We start from the raw sequence: 18,481 nt of genomic DNA, 5'->3' as shown, positions 1-18,481 counted from the left end.
GGCAGCGTGGCAGCAGGAGTAGGGGCGTCAGAGCCGACGGACGATGGTGTTGCGCCCCACGATGGCTTCGGCGGTGGTGATGGCGTTGAGGGGGACGCCGCAGATGCCGTGGAGTCCCACGCACTGGCCGGTGAGGAGGAGGTTGCGCACCTTTGTGACAACGGGCACTTGCGAGCGCACGATGTCGTGGCAGTTTTTACTGAACCCATACATCGAGCCGCGCGGTGCGTGGTAGAAGTCGCGGATGGTGAGGGGGGATGCGGCAAAGACGTGGCGGATGGCGTGGCGAATGTCGGGATGGCGCGTTTCGAGGAGGTCGAGCACGCGGTCGATGTGCCGCTGTTTCCAGTGTTCGTAGTCGGCACCGCGGCGACCGGTGGTGGTGTCCTCCCAAGCCTTCACTACCTCGTAGGGCAGCAGAGTGTTCACAATCATCTGCCCGGCCCACGGCCCTTGTTCAGCTTCGGGCGGTGTCATGTAGAGGAAGCCTTCGGGCCAGCGGCTTTCGTCGTAGTCGGCCAGTTGCCAGAGTCGGCCGTAGTCGCGCTGCACGTAGCAGGTGTGGTTGATGTAAGGGAAAGTTTCGGGCTTGAAGTCGATGTAGACGCAGAAGAGAGAGGGACTCATGGGGAGGTCGAGCAGCCGGCGGCGGTAGGCCTTGGGAAAAGCTCCCTCGCCCACCAAACGCAACAGTTCGTGGGCATGGACGGCCGAGATGTAGCAGTCGGCGGTGTGTCGGGTGCCGTCGCGCGTCTCCACCCACCGAACTTCGCGCTCTTCCACAGCGATGCGCACCACTTCGGCGCGGGTGAGCACGCGGCCGCCGTGGCTTTCGATGCAGCGCGTGAGGGCTTCGGCCATGTGAACACTGCCACCGGCAAAGCGCGTGGTGCCTTCGAGGTAGAACACGCTGATGAGGGCGTGGACGAAAGCCGGTGTTTCGCCCGCCACACCGCCGTACATCGGGTTCATGTAGGCCAGGGCATCGCGCAGCCGAGGGTCGGTGATGTAGTGGGCAATGAAGCGATCGGCCGCCCAGAGGAAGGGTTCGGAGTGCTGAAAGAGTTCTTCGCCGGCGGGGCGGAGGTAGAAAGCATCAAGTTCTTCGGTCAAGGCATAGAGCGCATCGACATAAGCCTGCAACGCCCCTCGCTCTTGGGGGAAGTGGCGCGCCCAACTCTCCACAAATCCCTCTCGTCCGCCGGCAATGCGATAGGTCGTTCCGTCGGAAAGATAGGTGATTTCGTCCATGCAGTCGGTATCGACCGGGTGCAGACGCAGGGCATCGAGGATGCCCAGATAGCGGCAGATGCGGTGGAGGCTTCCGCCTTCGTGAAAACCGCCCACCACGTGCATCCCTGTGTCGAAGAGCCGGCCGTAGCGGGGGAACGATTGGAGGCCGCCGCCGGCGATGGCGTTCTTTTCCAGGACGGTGACGCGATGCCCTTCTTTGGCGAGGAATGCCGCGGTGAAGAGGCCGCCGAGGCCGCCGCCGATGATGAGGAAGTGTTGCATGGATAGGGGAAGTGTTCGTTGGGTGGGTTCATTCGTGGCCGGCATCGCGGATTTCGGCGTAAAGTCTTTCGGTACCGATGAGGTCGCTGCACGTGACCATCGTGCCCACGAGGGTGCCGAGCATGCCGTGCGAATTGACGTTTTGTCCCGTGAGGAGGACGTTGGGGATGCGGGTGCGGTGCTGCACGTGGCAGGCGGCACCGAGGGTGAGGTCTTTCTCCACCCCGTAAAGGCTGCCGCGCTCCGTCCCGGTGTAGTCCAGATAGGTGAGCGGTGAGGAGGTGTAGATGTCGGCAATGGCGGCACGTGTGCCGGGGAAGGCGCGCTCCACCGCAGCAATGAGGCGTTCGGCGTGGGCATCCTTGAACGCCTCGTAGTCCGGTCCGCGGCGACCGATGTGCGTGCCCTGCCAGCGAGCCACGTCGTCGAAGCGCAGGTAACTGATGATTTCGGCCGCCTGGGCATATTGCGGATTTGCCTCGTGGCAGAGGTGGAGATAGAGAAAGCCGCGCGGCCAGTCGGCATCAGTGTAGGCTTCGCAGTCCCAAGGTCCGCCGTGGTCGTAGACGTAGTAGTTGCGATTGAGATAGGGCAGGCGGTCGGGATGGAAACGGAGGTAGACGGTGAAGCTGCCCACCGTCTCGGGCAGAGCGTTGATGCGGCGGCGATAGGCCGGACGCAGCAAAGGCGTGTCGGGGAGGAGGTCCAGCAGACGCCGGGGATGGATGGCTGCCACCACGAGGTCGGCCGGATAGAAGTGGTCGGCCGTGGTCACTCCTGTGGCTTGGTGGTCGTTGCACGTGATGCGTTCGGCACGTGAGCGCGTCAGTATGCGTCCACCCTGTTGCTGGAGTTGTTCCAGCAGGAGCGCGCAGATGCGGTCGCTGCCTCCCGCGATGCGGAATGCGCTCTTGTTATAGAAGTCGGTGATGAAGGCGTGGGTGGCGAAAGGCGTGCGGTCGCGCCGGCCGGCATAGAGTGGCAGATTGCCCACGAGCACACGCTGCAAGAGAGGGTCGGCGATGATGCTCGCTACGACCTCATTGACACTGCGCGTCTGCATCTCCATGCTTCGGGCCAGCGCCGAGGGCGAGGCGTTGAGGGAATGGAGCGAGGAGGCCGCGGCCACCTGTTCGACCCCGTCGAAGTAGCGATGCAATCCGTCACGCTCGTGAGGAAAGGAGCAGGCGAGGGTTTCGACAAAGGCTTCGCGCCCGTTGGCAAAGGCAAAGTCTTCTCCTTCGAGCCGCACCACATCGTAGGCCGTTGGGTCGAGGCGGCTCAGCGGCAGGCCATCGATGCCGAGAAAGCGCAGCAGGCGGTGGAGCGTCTGCCCCGGGTCGGCGCTCCCGATGAAGTGCATCCCCGTTTCGAACTTTGTGCCTTTCCGCACAAAGCTTTGCAGGCAACCTCCGGCCTGCGTGCCTTGCTCCAAGACGGTGACGGTCCAGCCATGGCGCGCCAGCACAACGGCGGTGGAGAGGCCGCCCAGCCCACTACCAATGACGACGCATCTCTTCATAGTGCTCAATGTATAGGTGGCGAATGGACTTGGCGATGGCCAGCGGTGTCGTGCCCCACCGGCCTTGGTCGATCGGGAGGCGCTCACCCACTTCGATGGTGATATGGCCGGAGCGCAGGCGCTGGTCGCGCTTGCCCAGCACAAGGCCGGTGCCGTGGAGGAAGATGGGGAGGAGGGGAAGCCCCAAGCGTTGCGCGAGGTGGAACGCCCCTTGGTGGAAACGCAGGATTTCGCAGTCGGCGGAGCGCGTGCCTTCGGGGAAAATCATCACCGAATAACCGCGTGCCACCAGTCCTTGCAGGCGTCGAGCGTTCTGCTCGACGTTGTGGGTCGTGGGCAGAAACTCGGCATAGCGAATGGCCAGCGCGTAGAGGGGATTGAACCATACCCACCGCTTGGTGAGGATGACGAGCCGCGGCGTGAGGAGCATGATGCACAGCAGGTCGAGGTGGCTCTGGTGGTTGCTGATGACGACGGCGGGCCGCTCAAAGGTTTCGCCCCGCGGGTTGAGGACGCTGTGGCTCACCCCGGGGAGCAGGCGCAGCAATCGGCGGCTCACGCGCTGAATGCAGCGATGGTAGGCCAGGCGCTCCTGTTCGCTCACCCGGTGGCTTTGGAAGAAGAGGAACAGCCCCACCTGCACAACGAGCATCACGATGAGCAGAAGAAACAACACAGCAAAGCCCGCCAACACCTTCAGACAGCGCCACGGCCATACGGCAGCAAAGGCCGCGGTGGTGAGGGCGGTGTTGAGGAGGGTGATGCGGGCAAAGTCGGCCGTGGGGCGAAAGTGGCTCACCCGCTCTTCGCGCGGTGGATAGTAGACCCGAACGGGTAGAACATGGAAGCGCACATCGTGCCAAGCAGCGAAGACGAGCAGTTCGAGTTCGGCCTCGTAGCGGGAGGTGAGCCACCGTAGGCCGTGCAATCGGTGGAGAGGATAGGCGCGGAAGCCCGTTTGGGTGTCGGGGAGCGCCTCGCCTGTCTGGACGCGAAACCAGAAATTGCTCAACCGATTGGCAAACTTGCTGCGGGTGTTCATGTTGGCGGCGTTCTCTTCGGTGAAGTGCGACGGCGCAAAACGGTTGCCCACGATGATGGCAGCGGGATGGCGGCGGATGGCGGTGAGAAATGCCGGAAGGTCGTCGGGGCGGTGCTGGCCATCGCTGTCGAGGGTGACGGCGTGGGAGAAACCGCGATCCATGGCGCGGCGGAAACCGGCCACTAAGGCCGCACCTTTGCCCTGATTGTGGGAGAGCGTGACCACATCGAGCCGGCCGGAACGCTCGGCCAGCAACTGCGGAGTGGCATCGGTGCTGCCGTCGTCCACCACGATGACGTCGTCCACGTGGTGCAGGACACCATCGAGCACAGCGGGGAGGGTCGCGGCGTTGTTGAACGTGGGGATGACCACACAGATGCGACTATTCATAGCGCAGGGAGAGTTTGGCGTGGCACACCGGCCCGTCCTCCACTTGGGCCGTGACGCGACCGCCGTCCATCGACAAGCGCACTTCCACTTCGGGCGTTGCCTCGGGATGGATGGGAGCGAGAAACTTCACGTTCTTGGCTGTGCGCAACGTCAGCGGCCGACCGGCCATCCGTTCGGCCAGTTCGCTCACGAGCTGCAAGGTGCAAACGCCCGGCAGGGTGGGGCGTCCGGGAAAGTGGGCGGCAAAGATGGGGTGCTCGGCGTTGAGACGGAGACGGAAGCGGCCCTCGGTGGAAGCGTCCATCCGCTCGTCGAGGAGATTAAAAAGGTGGTGAAGCAGTTTCATGCGAGTCGTCAGGCAGAGGGGTGAAGAGATAGTCGATGTTGCGCCGCTCGTTGTGATAGTGGAGCGGTGCGTCCGGTCGGTAGTCGATCAGCAACTGAGCCAGGTCGCGCCGCAAGGTGCGGCGGATGTACCAGTGGTCGAGCATCGGGAGGAGGTGGGAAAGCTGCACTTTGCCGCGCCGGCGGTCGAAGACGAAGTCGAAGGCTTGCAGGCCGAACTCGTTGACCACGGCGCCTACGAGCGTGTCGCCCAGTGTGCGCACCAAGCAGAGGCCGCTCAGCGCTGCCTTGTCGAAGGTGAGGTGCACCCGCCAGCGGTCGGGAGCAGCGGTGGAGTCGGGGGTAGCGTCGGGGATAGCGGATTGCGCCTGAAGCGCGAGAGCGAACAGCAGCCCGAGGAGTAGGATCCGCGCCTTAGTCGACTTTGAAAAGCTGGGCATCGATGGGAGCATCTTTCTTGATTTGTTGAAGTTCGATGAGGGTGGTGTCGCCCGTTTTCTCTTTCATCTCGACGCGCACCACAATGTGCCGCAGGGCATCGAAGGTGAGGCTGAGGGAGGAAAACAGTTGCTTCATCTCGCTCTGCAAAGGCGTGAGCCGGGCCACCCAGTGGTTGCCCTCGCTGAACATGGCCACCTTGAAGCTGCGCCGGTCGTTGAGGCAGCGACCCGTCATGCTGTCCATCATGATTTGCGCAATGCGGCGGAACACCTTGTTTTGCTCCACATCGACCACCTGTGTCTGCTTGTCGCTCTTGAGCATCACCTTTCGGCCGTTGAGCACGAAGGTGTAGCGGTAGGGCGTGGTGTAGGTCCAACGGAGCTGCGCCGGTTGCCGGTAGTGCATCGTGCCGCGCGCCACGAGTCGGCTGTTGAGCACGCGGAGCGATTTGGTCTGCACAAAGGTGGCTTGTAGAGAAGTGGTGGTGCGCGCGGCATCGTTGATTTGGGCCATCATCTGTGCGGCTTCGGCGGCATCGACAGCTTTCTGGGCGGATAGTCCGACGGGGACGAAAGCGACGAGAAAGAGAAGAGAGAGTAGGGACTTCATGAGGTCGGGAGACTTTGGTGGAAAAGGAAAAGGGTGGGGCAGCGCCCCAAAGCGCTGCAAAGTTAAGAAAAGCGGTGAGAAAAAGGAGGGTTTGCCGGGAGGAAAATGGGAGATGGACGTGAAAATGAGGCTGTCGAGAGTGCCCATCCGCGCCGCAAAAAGTTGCTGCCGATGGACGAGTCTGTTTTTCAGCCTCTACGGAAAAGTTGTTTTCTCGGTAGAAAAACTTACGCGGACAAGTCGCAAACTATAAACCAAGGTTTGGTTTATATAATTCAAGCCTTGGTTTATGTAATTCAAACTTTGGTTTATATAAACCAAACCTTGGTTTATAGAATATCTTTGTTGTCATCAACTTTTTCTCCGCTTCCTTTGATTTTCCTTCCCTCTCCGTGCATCAACGCTTTGAGGCTGTCGCCCATTTCCTTGAGGGGGAGAGCAACGTGTGTGCCACATGTTCCTGCGATATCAAAAAAGTCGACCTCCCGAAAGAGAGGTCGACTTTTTGTTTCATTTTGGTAGTGGTCAGATGGCGGTTTCTGCTTCGCCGGTCTGCTGTCTTCGAAAGTCGTTGGGGCTGATGCCGCAGACGTTTTTGAAGGCGCGGGAGAAGGAGGCGTAGACCTCGAAACCGCAGCGTTCGGCCACCTCGTTGAGCGTGAGGCGTGGGTCACTCTCCAAGAGGTGTTTGGCCTTTTTGATTTTGATCTGCTGGATGTAGGTGGCCGGAGGGCAGTCGGTGAGGGCGAGCAATTTCCGATAGAGCTGACTGCTGCTCATGCACATGGCAGAGGCAAGCGTGGCCACGCTGATGTCGCGGTGGTGGCTGAGGCTGAGGTAGATGGTGTCGGTCACTTTGCTCAGGAAGAGGCGGTCGGCCTCGGCGCTCTTGTCGGAGGGGGTGGTGGAGGTGTCGGCCGAGGTGGAGGCATCCAGCGACAGCCGATATTTCTCCCGCAGGAGACGGCGCCCTTCGAGGAGCTTTTCCACACGGGTGCGGAGCTCGTCGCTGTTGAAGGGCTTGGCGAGATAGGCGTCGGCCCCGGCTTGGAGACCGGCGATGCGCTCCTGCTCCGAGATTTTGGCAGTGACGACGATGATGGGAATGTGGTTGAGCACGGCGTTGTCGCGCACCCGTCGGCAGAGTTCGAGCCCGTTGATGCCGGGCATCATGAGGTCGGTGATGATGAGATCGGGCACGAGTTGCAGGGCTTTCTCCATCCCATCGATGCCGTTGTCGGCATAGGCGAGGGCGTAGTCTTGGGGGAATTGCGCACCGATGTAGGCGGCGATGTCGGCGTTGTCCTCGATGATGAGCAGGCGGCAGGCATCGGCATCGCCGCTGAGGGTGTCGGACGGGATTTCTCGCTCTTCCGGCAGAAGGGCCTCGGGAAGCGGATGGGCGAGGAGGTCGAGGGAGGGGAGGACGGAGGCGTTGCGGCGGATGGGGAGGCTGATGCAGAAGGTGGTGCCTTCGCCCGGACGGCTGTCGACCGTGATGTGCCCTTCGATGGCATCGACAATCTGCTTGACCAGCGCCAGTCCAACCCCTGTGCCGACGTTGCGGCCGTCGTCCCGCCCTTGGTAGAACGGCTCGAACGCGTGGGCGGCAATTTCGCGGCTCATGCCCGCTCCCGTGTCGGACACACTGATGGTCAGATGATCGGCCTTTCGGCTCACGGCCACGCTCACTTTGCCCTGATGGGGCGTAAACTTGAAGGCGTTGGAGAGAAGGTTGTTCATGGCCTTTGCTACATAGTCGGGCACGAAGTCCATCTCCACCGGCCCATCGGCGGCGAAGGCGAGGTCGATGTGGCGGGTGCGGGCATAGTCGCGGTAGCTCTCCACGAGCATGGCGAGATAGGCGGTGATGTTGCCGCGGTGCCAGTCGGGGTTGCCGACGGCCGATTTGATTTTCGAGATGTCGAGCAACTGGTTGATGAGGGCGAGCAGCCCGTTGCCCTGCCGCTCGATGACGTCGACCTTCTCCTGCACTTCGGCTGCGGTGGGGCTTCCGCACTTGAGGTCGTGGGTCAGGCCGAGGATGACGGTGAGCGGAGTTCGGAACTCGTGGGTGATGTTGGTGAAGAAGTTTTCCCGCAGTGCCGCCATGTGCTTCAAGGCGATGTGGCTGCGCCGCCGCAGTCGGTTGGTGTAGAGCACGATGGTGAGCACGGCCGCGAGGATGAGCATCACAAAGCCAAAGATGGCAAAGCCCACATAGCGGGTGTTGCGCTCTTCTTCCAGTTTGTGCCGTGCTTCGCCGATTTGGCGGCGCTGTCGGTTGCGTTCGATGTTTAGACTGGTGTTCTGAATGCGGTTCATCTTCTCCAAGTCGACCACGCTGTCTTGCAGGGCGGTGGCTTTCTCGAAGGCCGCGAGGGCCGCGCTGCACCGGCCTTGACGCTTGTGGAGCTTGTAGTAGAGGGTGTAGATGTCGGCCAAATGTTCGGGCGACTTGATGCGCTCGGCCATCTGCAAGGCTTTGCCCAGATGGATCGTTGCCCGCTCCGTCTGCCCGGTAGTGAGGTGAATGCCGGCCAGGGCGATGAGCGAGTTGAGGGCGTGCCAGTCGTCCTTCGAGGAGCGCATCATTCCGTAGGCCGTTTCGTATTCGAGAGTGGCGCGGTCGTAGTCCTTGGCCTGTTCATAGAGCATCCCGAAGTAGGTGTGGCAGAGGGAAATGCCCAGTTCGTTGCCGGCCTCGGTGTTGAGCGCCATCGAGTGGCGATAGTAAGCCCAAGCCGAGTCGAGCTGGTGACGGTGGGCAAAGATAGCGCCGAGGTTGGCGTAGTTGATGGCTTGTCCCACAGCACTCTTCAGTTCATGTTCGCCCTTGAGCGCCCGGCGTAGTGCACTGTCGGCTCGCTCGTAGTTGCCCAGCGCCATATAGATGTTGCCCAGTCCGTTGAGGGAGACCACACGGTTCTTGCGAGCCTGAAAGGTCGTGTCGGTGGACTCTTCACTGAGTTTCCACGCGTTGTAGTGATATTCCTGTGCCACATCGAGCACTCCCATGCGGCGATAGTCGGTGCCGATGTTGTTGAGCGCCTGCACCCACTCGATGGTGTCGCCCAGACTCTCGGCTTCGTGCAGGCCTTGGCTATGCACGCGCAGGGCTTCGTCAAATCGGCTCTCGTTGCGCAAGGCTTTTCCCCATTCGCGCAAGGTTACGATGCTCCCCAATCGATTACCCTCGGCCTCAAAGCGGCGTTGCAGCCGGGCGAGAGAGTCTATGCTCGTGGCGACACGTACCAGGCTGTCCACCTTTTGCCGTTCCTGACTTTCCACCCTCTCTGTCCCCTTGTTGCAGGCGGTGGGAAGGAGGGAGAGCAGCGCCAACGCCAGTCCTCCTCCCACACGGAGAGTATGCAGGAGGCAACGTCCGGCCGAGGGCAACGTGCGGTTGGAGACGGTTGGAGGAAAGTGTGGCATCAGGAGAGGGGTTAGCGAGGTGGATGAATGCGCAAGGTCTTGAAAGGCAGAACTGGGCAACGACCTTGTTTTCAATAGGCGCAAAGATACGCTTTTGAACCTGAATGGCAAAACCTTCTTTCACGTTTCTGCTAAAAAATCATTCTTGCCATTTCTCAAAAGGACGAGACAGGAACTCTTTCCGAAAAACGGGGAGGGACGATGGGAGCAGAAGGCGAAACGTGCGCCCGATGACAGAAAGAAAACTCCCCAATGCAACGAGGGCTGCATTGGGGAGCAAGGAGAGATGAGAAATCAGAGATGATGAGAACTGAGGAAGTTTACTTCACCACCTTGCGACCACCGACGATGAGGACACCGTGGGCATCGTGTGAGACACGGCGGCCGGCGAGGTCGTAGGTGAGGTTGGAAGCTGTGGCAGCGAGGCGACCGATGCTCGTGGGCAGGGCAGGGCGGGAGAAGTCGATGCTCACGGTGCTGCCTGCGGCCACATTGTTGATGCGATAGATGGCGGGGCGACCCTCTTCGAGCTCTTCGGCCACGACTTCAGCGCCTTTGCCATCGACCTTCACTTCCACAGCGTGGAGGGCGGGAGCGGCGATACGGAGCGGTGTGCCCTTGTGGCTGGTGATGTTCACCTTGGTGGGCTTACTGTTTTGCCATTCGATGTCGACAGTGAAGTTGCCTACAGCTTTGAGGCCCTTGATGCTGCCGTTCTTCCAGGCCGTGGGGAGGGCGGGGAGGATGTCGATGAAGTTGTTTTGGCTCTGCATCAGAAGTTCGGCGATACCGGCGCAGACGCCGAAATTGCCATCGATTTGGAAGGGAGCATGGGAATCGTAGAGGTTGTAGTAGATACCACCGGCGTATTGGTCGGTGCCGTAGGAGGTGGAATGGCGCAGGGCATTCTTGATAATCTTGCGCGCGTGGTCGCCGTCCTTGGCACGTGCCCAGAGGTTGACCTTCCAGCCCATTGACCATCCCGTAGCGGCATCACCGCGGAGCTTGAGGGCATTGACAGCGGCTTGGAAGTAGGCGTCGCCTTGCTGCACCTGATTGAGGGGGTAGAGGCACATGAGGTGGCTCATGTGGCGGTGTCCCTTGTCGTTGGAAACGCTGTAAGGCGTGTATTTCCACTCTTTGAGGAGCTTGTCGCCGGTCTTGATGCCGTTGTTAGTGGCCCAACTGCCCCAGTCTCCTTTATAGGTTTCGAGGTGGAGACCGGTGTCGGTGTTCTTGATGTAGTCCTTGAGGGTGTTCAGTTCCGCTTCGGTGACTTTGGCATCTTTCGTGCCGAGCACCTCAATGGCGGAGAGGCAGTTGGTGAGATTGTCCATGACGAGCTGCTGAGCGTGAGCCGTGGCGTCTTCCTTCGGGTGGTCGTTCTGCTCGGGAGAGTACTCGTCGGGGCACACCCATGTGCCGTCGTTGACCTTTCGATCCTTGATCATGCGGCCCATCCAGAACTGAGCCGACCCCCACATGGCGGGGAAGGCGCGCTTGAGATAGTCGCGGTCGAGGGTGTAGCGGTAGTGCTGCCAGAGGTGGGTGGCGTACCACGCATTGGCCACGAAGTAGTTGCTGCCCCAGGTGGACATACCGCCGAAGATGTTGGATTCTGTGAACACTGTCCAACCCTTGTCTTGTCCACCGCGCTTGGCAGCTGCCTTCCAGTTGGCCGACTTGGCGTTGTCGATGATGTAGTTGAGGAAGGGCAGGTGGCAGTCGCTGAGGTTGGTGGGCTCGGCGGGCCAGTAGTTCATCTGCACGTTGATGTTGGTGTGGATGTCGGAGTTCCAGGGAGCGTTGGCTACATTGTTCCAGATACCTTGGAGGTTGGAGGGGACGTTGATGTTGCCGCGACTCGAAGAGATGGCGAGGTAGCGGCCGTAGTTGAAGTAGAGTTGTTCGAGGAAAATGCCGTCGGTGCTTTGCTTGTTGGATTCCGAAGCGTTGTAGAACTTGATGAGCTCTTCGGTGTTACGGTTCGATGCAGCGTTGTTAAGGTTGAGCTGCACACGACCCATGAAGGAAGTGAAGTTGGCCACGTGGTCTGCCAAGAGACTGTCCCAGCCTTTGGTCACGGCAGCGTCGACCGTCTTCTTGATGTTGTTGCCCAGCGTCACCACGGTGCCACGGCTGCGACCGGCTACGTTGCTGTCGAAGGTGGTGCCGCCGCAGAGCACGAGGAGCACCTCTGTGGCATCCTTGACTTCAAGTCCCTTGTCGCTGCGGATGAGGGTGCCGCCCACGGGGACAACCTTGAAGCGCAGGTGGTGGGAGACGGTGGTGAGTTTGCCTTGGAAGTAGCCGTAGCCGTCGGCGGTATAAGTGGGGGTGCCGGCGTTGGTCTCTTCGCCCGCCTTGACGGAGAAGAGGAGGTGGAGCTTGTTGGCACCGTTGGCCGTGTAGCGCACGGCAATCACGCCGTCGGGCTGCGAGGAGAAGTAACGGCGGGTGTAGGCTGTGCCGTCTCCGTCGGTGAAGTTCACCCCACCGATGCCCTGCTCGATGTCGAGGAAGCGCACGTAGTCGTGGACCGCCTTGCCGTTGGTGAAGGGGACGTCGTTGAGGTTCTTGACGTAGAGGTTGCCGAAGTTGAGGTATTTTCCGTAGGAGCCCATGTCGTTGGGGCCGCCCGTCCAGACAGTCTTTTCGTTGAACTGGATTTCATCGGTCTTCACACCGCCGAAGAGGCTGGCGCCTAAAACACCATTGCCGATGGGGAGGGAGTATTCCATCCAAACGTTGGCCACACCGGTGAGGGTGGCGGGGCGGTCGTACCACAGTGTGAGCGGATGCTGGGGAGTGAATTGACTCAGCCCTTGCACCTCATATTCGGTGACAGTGTTGGGGTCGACAAAGGCGAGTGGGTTGTTGATGTCACCCGTTTTCCAAAGCCCGAGTTTGTGGCCGTCTTGTGCGCCCTGCCATTGGTTCATGGCTTTTGTCTTGTCGGTGGTTTTGGCAATTTCGAAATAGCCGTTGCTGTTCAGCAGGGTCAGTGCAGTGGCTGCCGTCTGGTTCGTGGCGCAGAAGAACTGGTCCTGACCTTCGCTTTTGAGACCGACGTAATTGCCCTTGTCCGAAAGGAGGAGAAAACTGTTTTTGTTGCCAATCAGGGCAAAGCGCTGGCCGCTGCTCTGCTTGGCATTTTTGATGGTGAGCCACTCACCGACACCATTGTCTTGCAAGCGACAACCGCCCGTTTTGAACACGATGTTGAAGTAGACCGGTTTGTCGGCTGTGCTGAACGTGGGCTGCTCGCTTTGTGCCATGAGGGGCACACATCCGCACAGGAGAAGGAGGAGTAAGGAGAAGTATTTTTTCATGAAATGAAGTATTGAAGTGGATAGGGGCGATGCCTAAGTAGGTCTTCAAGATTAATCGTAACTATCTTCTGAGTAGGGTATTCTCTACTTTGATACCCTCTTTATTTCCCCTTTCCGCCATCTCGCCTTTGTTCATCAGTCGTGTAGCCCGCTACACTCCGTCTTCACAAAGACAATCTGACGGAAAATGGAAACAAATCTAACATCAATTAGTTCTGAACACCTACTTGCTTTCCCCAGACTTTCCGTCCGTTCAGGATGTAGAGGCCGTGTGTCGTGTCGGCAGTGCGGCGTCCGTTGAGGTCGTAAGTGTGGGAGGCGTTGGCTGTCTTGAGGGAAAGGATGGCCGCGATGGGATTGTCCGTCACCTTGGCTTCGGTGATGAGCAGGGTAGAGCCGGCATCTTGTCCGCCACTCCAGAAGGCGAGTTTGTTGTCGCGGTTGTTCACTTTGTGCGTGGGCAATCCTTGCTCGTAGAGGTAGGCATACTGTGTGCCGGTGCCCAAGTCGTTGCTGTCGGAAAAGTTCCACACCTCGGTGTAGCCGGCAGGAATTTTGGAAGCCGGCTGCATGGTCGGGAAACTGCTGCCGCCGTCTTTGGCCGACATGGTGGTCGGGGCGGCCAGCACTCTGGCTACGCCCGTCCCCATGTTGTAGAGGCGAAATCCTTCGGCATCGTTGCCCACGAAGCACCACAATTGCTTGGGGTCGTCGATGTTGGGAGTCGTGTTGTTGAGCGGAATGGACTGCTGACCGTTGCTGGAGATGACGTAGCCTTGCTGACCGATTTGGAGGGTGTACCACGTTGTGCCGGCCTTAAACTTGCCTTCCACGATGCGGGTCGTCTTGTAGCGAGCGGCCGGTTCGGGTTCAGGCACGTAGGTGCCTTGTTCGATGAAGAGACCTTCGATTTCGACATCTCCGTCCATGTATTGGCCGGGGATGACAAAAGTGTGGTCGTTCTCGTTGAACAAACGACGCGGGAAGCGGATGCGCTCCCACTGCACGTTGTCCTTCACGATGCTGTCGCCGCTCAGGTTGTAACCATGCTTGACGATGATGCCGGCATATTCAAAGCCCTTTTCGGGGTTCATCTTGATTTTGAAGTCTTGACCGAAAGGCGCTTGGAGTTTGACGAGCTTCTTCCCATCGGCCGAGAGCACTTCGCCGTTGCGGTTGGCATCGTTCACGCTGACCATGTCGCCGTGCACGTTGAGACGGATGTCGACAAAGCTGCCACCGTTTTTCAAAATGGAGTTGTCGGAGCTGGTGTTGCCCGCGGGGTCGATGTTGTCCCAGTCCACTTTGAAGCGCATGCGGTAGTATCCGTTCTGCAAATCGGCCGGCACGACAAAGGCGGGAGGATTGATTTTGCTGCCATTGGCGTCCTGCCCATTCGAGTCGAACTTCTGATAGTGGGAGAAGGCCATCAAGTCCGATCCTTCGGCAATCTTGCCGTCCGTGGCATCGGCCGAGAAAGCACCATCGTTGTTGCGGTCCAGATAGACGTAGCCGTTCATCCATGAGCCGACGTAGGAGAATTTAGGAGTGAGGGTTTCGCCTGCTTTGGCGGTGAACGTCTTGCTCGTCTCGTTGGTATAGAGGAGGTGCGTGTCGAGGATTGAGTAGGTCTGCTGTTGGTCGCCTTGGGCCAGTCCGACAGCGGAGAGCCGGCGGTCGGTGCGCGTCTGCTTCTGCTGCTTGTCGTAGGCAATGGGGTAGTAGCCCTTCACCAGTGAGGGACGCGCACTTTCGTTGATGCTGATGTTGTCGATGTAGGCCACAAAATCGCTCGTGAGTTCGTGTGGGCTTTCGCAGTCGGGCACAATGACGAGGCTGTAAATTTTGATGCCGGGATTGCCCTTGAAAGTCACTACGGCTTCCGTCCACTCACCGGCTTCCACCTGGGTGGTGGTCATACCCCAAAACTGCTCGGTTTCTGCGCTTTGCCCGAGGCGGTCGGTGCGTTTGCCCAGACCGACCACCATCACACGGCCCGTCTTAGGGCGGTTGACCCAAACGTGGAGATAGGTGTCTTTGCTGGGGAGATCAAAAGGCGTTGCCAAGTCGATGCGTGCGCCAAACGTGTTCGACCCAAAGCGGGAGCGCTGCACGGCCAGCACCTTCTCAGAGGGGTTGATGGGTTCGCCGGTCAAGGGGTTGAGCTGGCTTTTGGTCGGGTTGTCGATGACGGCCACATGACCCGAGAGTTGCCCTTTGCGGAAAGGCGAGGCTTCCCAAGTGTCGTAAACCCCCAACTGTTTCCACGTGGTGGTTTCGAAATCGATGGTTTGTGCGCCAACGGCAAGGGGAAGTGCACTTGCAGCGATGGCAAAGATATGTTTGAAATTCATGATGAGACAGAATGAATTAGTAGATGGCTATACGATTGAGAAGAGGACAGGATTTGGCATCAACAATAGTGACGCGTACTGCTTTCGCCTGAATAGGTGCTTTGTAGCTTTCTGAAGTTGGCCCTACGAGCGGAACGATACGTTTGTAACCAATTGTAGTCGTTTCAATTCCTGTGGCCTGTTCGGTCCAGTTGTTGCCATCTGCACTGGTTTCAATCTTGAAATCCCTTACACGTTGTCCTTTGGCGACGTATTCCATCAACTCCACGTAGCGCACAGGCTGAGGCGTGTCCCAGGTGAAGGTGAGGGTGGCCGATTTTGTGCCATCGTTGGTAGCCCAATAAGTTTCTTTATTACCATCGGTAAGGTTGGTGGCCGCATAGTTACGATTCAGTCCCGCATTACGCACCTCGCTGGCCTCTACGGTGGCCGTCTTGGCAAAGTCGTGGCTGAGACGATTGGTGATGAGCTGTCCCATGTCCTTCAGTGCTTTGACTGAAGCCGGGGGAAGAATACCGGCCTTGTTGGGCGGAATGTTGAGGATGAGCGTGGCGTTGCGGCCCACCGTTTCGAGATACATCTGGAAGAGGCGTTCGGCCGAAAGCGGACTTTCGCCTTCGTGCCAGAACCAACCTTTGTTGGTGGCTTTGGCATCCGACTCGCCCGGCAACCAGAACCAGCCGTTTTCGGTGCCGTACATACCGTTGTTTTCACTGGCATAGCCGCGGTTTTCGGTGGCCCAGTTGGTCTGTCCGGCCCATCCGGCTTCGTTGCCGATCCAGCGCGCTTCGCCGCCTTCGCCCCACAGCACACAGTCGGGGGCTACCTTGTGGATGGTGTCGCGCAGGTTGGGCGTGTCGTAGTAGATGGCGCGGTCGGTGCTGATTTTCGTGTTCTTCCCGCCGTAGTAGCCATCGCCGCCATTGGCACCGTCGAACCACATTTCAAACTGGTCGCTGCCATATTGTGCCAATTCGGCTGCCTGACGCAGGAACACTTCCTTGACGTAGCGATCCGTGCCGTAGAGGGCAGAGTTGCGATCCCAAGGTGAGATGTAGAAACCATATTTCATATTCAAATCGCGCGCTGCAGCGGCAAAATCGCGAGGAATGTTGGTCTCTTTGGCAAACTTATTGTTGGACTTTGTGCAGTTGTGAGTGGTCGTTTCCGTGGGCCACAGGCAGAAACCATCGTGGTGCTTCACCACGGCGATGCCGCCCCGCATGCCGGCAGCTTTGGCGGCTTCGAGCCATTGCCGGGGATTGGGCGCTGCTGTGGGCGCAAAGAGATTTTCGCTCTCATCGCCATAGCCCCACTCCTTGTTGGTGTAGGTGTTCATGCCGTAGTGAAAGAAAGCATAAAACTCGGTTTCCTGCCATTTCAGTTGGCGAGGGTGCGGCACGGGATGCACAGGAGCGGGTTCGTTGTCGGGATTAGGCAGTACCTCATTTTTGAGCTGAAATCCTTGACTGCACAACGCAATCGGAGTTGCCCAAAGGCAAAGCAATGCAAGTCGGAAAGAGGTTCTCATGGATGAATAGGGGAAAAGATTAAGATTGAAGATTGAGTTTCTGTAGAAAAATTTGCACAGAATTTGTGACAAATGAAAACAGAACGGCAACTCTATGTGACAGAGCGCTGGTTCTTGCTCGCGAAAATACAAACTTTTTCAATCTCGACCAAGCAAAACCTGTTTTTTGTATACTATGCCGCCTCTTTTGAAGAAAGAAGGTATAACTATTCGGAATTCGCGCTGCTCTGAAGGTGGCAAAGCCGGGCGTACCCGATGACCGAGAGTTTACCCTCCTCTTTTTCTGCTCACCCTCTTGAATATATAGACATCTCGTCGCTCAGAAACGCCACTCCCATTGGAGTTTAACACGACTTTAACACTTTGACGCATCACCGCTTGGAAAATCTTGTCCATTGAATGAGGTACTGGTTCTCACTACCTCAGAGCTAATTTTTTCTATCTCCCAGCTGGAAAAAACTACCTCTGAGTTTTTTTACTCCGCAAGGCCGGCAGGCGTGGGGAAGATACCAATCTGGATTTTGTTTTCCTTTTGAGACAAATTTCTCCGTATTTGGATCAGACCTCTCCATCTTGGGAGATGAACTCCTCCCTCTTCCCTCTTCTCTGTTCCCCTTCTCGCGCGCGTCACACTACAATAGTCCCTTCTTTTTGCCTTCACTGCCTTCACTTCACTGGTAAATCCTTGAATTTTAGCAACTTGGAAAATTGAGTTCTTGTCGCTTTCGGCTGCCTCTCGCACCCTCGGGTGAAGGCTGGTGAAGGAAAATATAGTCCATTTCCTTCACCCATAAATACTTGTAATCGTGTGTATTAAAGGGCTCGGTGAAGGAGTGAAGGAGAAAAACATGTGCTATTGTAAGGTATGCGCGCGTGAGTATAATAATAGGTACTCAAAAAATCATCATCGCTAAAGTAGATGTTCAGAATTGATGGATATGATAGCGCCCTTTCAAAATGATGTTCTTTCAAAATCGAAGTGCAACAAAGTCAGAAGGGAGAAAAACTTGGCCGAAAACTTCATTTTTCAAAAATAAAGCACTATCTTTGTGCCAATCTATCAATTCAAAGCACATGTACACTGTAGAAGAACTTAATGACCAACTTATAGAACTCGCCTTTTCCGAAGATATCGGTGATGGCGACCATACCACACTTTGCTGCATCCCGGCCGAAGCCGAAGGCAAAAGCCGTTTACTCATCAAAGAAGAGGGCATCTTGGCCGGTGTGCGCATTGCCCGCGAAGTGTTCCGCAAATTCGACCCTACGCTTCAGATGGAAGTTTTCCTTGAAGATGGTGCGCACGTTAAGCCCGGTGATGTGGCTTTCGTGGTGAGCGGAAAGACGCAAAGCCTTCTTCAAACAGAGCGATTGATGCTCAACATCATGCAGCGCATGAGCGGTATTGCCACTATGACGCAACGCTACGTGAAACGACTCGAAGGCACCGGCACCCGCGTGCTCGACACCCGCAAAACCACACCTGGCATGCGTATGTTGGAAAAAGAGGCGGTGAAGATTGGCGGCGGCACCAATCACCGCATCGGCTTGTTTGATATGATTCTCCTCAAAGACAACCATATCGATTTCTGTGGCGGCATCCCCAAAACGCTCGACCGCTGTGCAGCCTACCTCAAAGAAAAGGGGCTGGATTTGAAAATCGAGATTGAATGCCGCACCTTCGACGACATCCGCCAAGTGATGGAACACGGTGGCGCTCACCGCATCATGCTCGACAATTTCTCGGTCGAAGACACCCGAAAGGCGGTGGCTTTGATTGATCACCGTTTTGAAACGGAATCGTCCGGTGGCATCACCTACGACACCCTCCGCGACTATGCCGAATGCGGTGTCGACTTCATCTCGGTCGGTGCGCTCACTCACTCCGTCAAGGGACTTGACATGAGTTTTAAGGCGGTGGATGCATAGACGCAAAGAGAAGAAAGAACTCCCCCTCGCAAGGAG

The 18,481-nt window shown here is 58.0% G+C and carries 11 protein-coding genes; 1 reads left to right on the top strand and 10 read right to left on the bottom strand.

Annotated elements, in window-relative coordinates:
- Positions 1 to 27: 27 nt before the first annotated feature.
- The 10 genes from H8527_RS08145 to H8527_RS08100 all read right to left on the bottom strand — a co-directional run bounded on the left by H8527_RS08145 (position 28) and on the right by H8527_RS08100 (position 16,516).
- Entirely contained in the window at positions 28 to 1,515 is a 1,488-nt protein-coding gene (locus H8527_RS08145; RefSeq protein WP_187547237.1) for an NAD(P)/FAD-dependent oxidoreductase, read from the bottom strand.
- Between the two features lie 28 nt (positions 1,516 to 1,543).
- A complete protein-coding gene (locus H8527_RS08140) occupies positions 1,544 to 3,037 on the bottom strand; it encodes an NAD(P)/FAD-dependent oxidoreductase (RefSeq protein ID WP_187547235.1) in 1,494 nt (497 codons plus the stop codon).
- Positions 3,012 to 4,469: a glycosyltransferase gene (locus H8527_RS08135; protein ID WP_187547233.1), complete on the bottom strand. Its 1,458-nt coding sequence runs from the start codon at positions 4,467 to 4,469 to the stop codon at positions 3,012 to 3,014. Before H8527_RS08135 ends, H8527_RS08140 begins: the two co-directional genes overlap by 26 nt.
- Positions 4,462 to 4,815, bottom strand: a complete 354-nt coding sequence (locus H8527_RS08130; RefSeq protein WP_187547231.1) for a hypothetical protein — start codon at positions 4,813 to 4,815, stop codon at positions 4,462 to 4,464. Before H8527_RS08130 ends, H8527_RS08135 begins: the two co-directional genes overlap by 8 nt.
- Positions 4,790 to 5,254 (bottom strand): hypothetical protein, encoded by a 465-nt coding sequence (locus H8527_RS08125; RefSeq protein ID WP_187547229.1) that lies wholly within the window; start codon positions 5,252 to 5,254, stop codon positions 4,790 to 4,792. The genes H8527_RS08130 and H8527_RS08125 overlap by 26 nt, the downstream gene beginning before the upstream one ends.
- Positions 5,229 to 5,864: an outer membrane lipoprotein carrier protein LolA gene (locus H8527_RS08120; RefSeq protein ID WP_187547227.1), complete on the bottom strand. Its 636-nt coding sequence runs from the start codon at positions 5,862 to 5,864 to the stop codon at positions 5,229 to 5,231. Before H8527_RS08120 ends, H8527_RS08125 begins: the two co-directional genes overlap by 26 nt.
- Positions 5,865 to 6,389: 525 nt before the next feature.
- The gene (locus H8527_RS08115; protein ID WP_187547225.1) at positions 6,390 to 9,299 is read right to left on the bottom strand and encodes an ATP-binding protein; all 2,910 of its coding nucleotides are present in this window, start codon (positions 9,297 to 9,299) and stop codon (positions 6,390 to 6,392) included.
- Positions 9,300 to 9,619: 320 nt separating this feature from the next.
- On the bottom strand, positions 9,620 to 12,631 hold the full coding sequence (locus tag H8527_RS08110) for a glycoside hydrolase N-terminal domain-containing protein (protein ID WP_187547223.1): 3,012 nt from the start codon (positions 12,629 to 12,631) through the stop codon (positions 9,620 to 9,622).
- A gap of 209 nt (positions 12,632 to 12,840) precedes the next feature.
- A complete protein-coding gene (locus H8527_RS08105) occupies positions 12,841 to 14,985 on the bottom strand; it encodes a GEVED domain-containing protein (RefSeq protein ID WP_187547222.1) in 2,145 nt (714 codons plus the stop codon).
- 16 nt (positions 14,986 to 15,001) lie between these two features.
- Positions 15,002 to 16,516 carry an alpha-L-fucosidase gene (locus H8527_RS08100; protein ID WP_187547220.1) on the bottom strand — a complete coding sequence of 505 codons (1,515 nt, stop codon included), beginning with the start codon at positions 16,514 to 16,516 and terminating at the stop codon, positions 15,002 to 15,004.
- A 1,074-nt stretch (positions 16,517 to 17,590) separates the two neighbouring features.
- On the opposite strand from H8527_RS08100, the gene nadC reads away from it, so the two are divergent.
- Complete coding sequence (gene nadC, locus H8527_RS08095) at positions 17,591 to 18,445, top strand: carboxylating nicotinate-nucleotide diphosphorylase (RefSeq protein ID WP_187547218.1); 855 nt, start codon at positions 17,591 to 17,593, stop codon at positions 18,443 to 18,445.
- Positions 18,446 to 18,481 lie beyond the last annotated feature (36 nt).

The organism is Alloprevotella sp. Lung230 (assembly GCF_014385435.1).
Classification (GTDB): Bacteria; Bacteroidota; Bacteroidia; order Bacteroidales; family Bacteroidaceae; genus Alloprevotella.
The sequence above is the reverse complement of the archived record's forward strand: the minus strand, read 5'-3'. Positions and strand labels throughout refer to the sequence as shown.

What these genes read in the sequence shown, in the direction of transcription:
- H8527_RS08145 (WP_187547237.1), bottom strand. Translation starts at nt 1,515, where the DNA reads ATGCAACACTTCCTCATCATCGGCGGCGGCCTCGGCGGCCTCTTCACC.
- H8527_RS08140 (WP_187547235.1), bottom strand. Translation starts at nt 3,037, where the DNA reads ATGAAGAGATGCGTCGTCATTGGTAGTGGGCTGGGCGGCCTCTCCACC.
- H8527_RS08135 (WP_187547233.1), bottom strand. Translation starts at nt 4,469, where the DNA reads ATGAATAGTCGCATCTGTGTGGTCATCCCCACGTTCAACAACGCCGCG.
- H8527_RS08130 (WP_187547231.1), bottom strand. Translation starts at nt 4,815, where the DNA reads ATGAAACTGCTTCACCACCTTTTTAATCTCCTCGACGAGCGGATGGAC.
- H8527_RS08125 (WP_187547229.1), bottom strand. Translation starts at nt 5,254, where the DNA reads ATGCCCAGCTTTTCAAAGTCGACTAAGGCGCGGATCCTACTCCTCGGG.
- H8527_RS08120 (WP_187547227.1), bottom strand. Translation starts at nt 5,864, where the DNA reads ATGAAGTCCCTACTCTCTCTTCTCTTTCTCGTCGCTTTCGTCCCCGTC.
- H8527_RS08115 (WP_187547225.1), bottom strand. Translation starts at nt 9,299, where the DNA reads ATGCCACACTTTCCTCCAACCGTCTCCAACCGCACGTTGCCCTCGGCC.
- H8527_RS08110 (WP_187547223.1), bottom strand. Translation starts at nt 12,631, where the DNA reads ATGAAAAAATACTTCTCCTTACTCCTCCTTCTCCTGTGCGGATGTGTG.
- H8527_RS08105 (WP_187547222.1), bottom strand. Translation starts at nt 14,985, where the DNA reads ATGAATTTCAAACATATCTTTGCCATCGCTGCAAGTGCACTTCCCCTT.
- H8527_RS08100 (WP_187547220.1), bottom strand. Translation starts at nt 16,516, where the DNA reads ATGAGAACCTCTTTCCGACTTGCATTGCTTTGCCTTTGGGCAACTCCG.
- nadC (WP_187547218.1), top strand. Translation starts at nt 17,591, where the DNA reads ATGTACACTGTAGAAGAACTTAATGACCAACTTATAGAACTCGCCTTT.